The 1,331-nt window shown below is 77.2% G+C and carries 1 protein-coding gene; it reads right to left on the reverse strand.

The window, feature by feature from the left end; genetic code table 11:
- On the reverse strand, nucleotides 1-1,331 hold a 1,331-nt coding region (locus ACFRMQ_RS40795; protein WP_380735989.1), incomplete at both ends, for a condensation domain-containing protein.

Consider the following 1,331-nt stretch of genomic DNA (forward strand, 5'->3'; position numbering starts at 1 on the left):
GGTGACCTGCTCGGTCTCCCGGTCGGAGAGCAGCGGCAGGGTGGCGAGCGGCCGGTCCGGCTCGGCGGCGGCGCCCTCCAGCAGTCGCAGCAGTTGCTCGGCCGTCCGGCGGGCGGTCGGCGCGTCGAAGAGGTCGGCGCGGTACTCCAGGACGCCGGTGAGCGCCTCGCCGTCGGGGACGAACTCCACGCTGAGGTCGAAGGTGGCGGCCTGCCGGGGCACGGCGACCGGGGCGGTGGTGAGTCCGTGCGGGGCGCCGGCCGCGGGCGGGGCGGGGTGCAGCAGCACCAGGACGTCGAACAGCGGGTTGCGGCCGGCCTCGCGGGGCGCGCCGACCGCCTCGACCAGCCGCTCGAAGGGCGTCTCGCCGTGCGCCAGGGCGTCGTTGCCGGTCTCGGTGGCGGCCGCGAGCAGCTCGCGGAAGGACGCCCCGGGCTCCACCCGGGTGCGCAGCACCACCGTGTTGACGAAGCAGCCGACGGCCCGTTCCAGCTCGGTGCGGGTGCGCCCGGCCAGCAGGGAGCCGACGGTGACGTCCGGCTGCCCGGACCAGCGGGCCAGCAGCGCCTGGGTGCCGGCCACCAGCGCCGTGTTGAGGGTGCCCTGCCGTTCGGCCGCGAGGGCGCGCAGCCTGGCGGTGAGCGGCGCGGGCACGGTGAAGGTGTGCAGGGCGCCGGGGCCGGCCTCCTCGCCGCGCCGGGGGTGGTCCAGCGGCAGCTCGGTCGGCACCGCTGCGGCCAGCTTCTCCCGCCAGTGGGCGAGTTGGTCCTCCAGCCGGGCGCCGGACAGCCGCTCGCGCTGCCAGAGCGCGAAGTCCGGGTACTGGGCGGCGACTTCGGGCAGGTCGGGTGCGGCGCCACGGGCCAGGGCGTCGTAGGCGGTGCACAGTTCGTCCAGGACGACGCCCATCGACCAGCCGTCGGTGACGATGTGATGGGCCGTCAGCTGGAGCACGTGGCCGCCCGCCGGCTCGGCCACCAGCAGGGCGCGCAGCAGCGGCCCCTGCCCGAGGTCGAAGGGGCGGGAGTACTCCTGGAGCAGGATCGCGTCCAGGCTCTCCCCCACGGCCTGCTCCCGGAGCGGCAGCTCCACCGGCCCGGCCGGCCGCACGGTCTGCACCGGCCGGCCGTCGTCCTCGGCGAAGGTGGTGCGCAGCGCCTCGTGGCGGGCCACCACGGTGGTGAGCGCGGCGGCGAGGGCCGCGTGGTCCAGCGCTCCGGTGAACCTCAGGGCGACGGCGCTGTTGTAGCGCGGGTCGCCGGGCCGCAGCCGGTCCAGGAACCAGAGCCGCTGCTGGGCGTGGGAGAGCGGCGGCTCGGCGGCCGGGTCGG

The sequence above is a fragment of the Kitasatospora sp. NPDC056783 genome, from assembly GCF_042789895.1.
Classification (GTDB): domain Bacteria; phylum Actinomycetota; class Actinomycetes; order Streptomycetales; family Streptomycetaceae; genus Kitasatospora.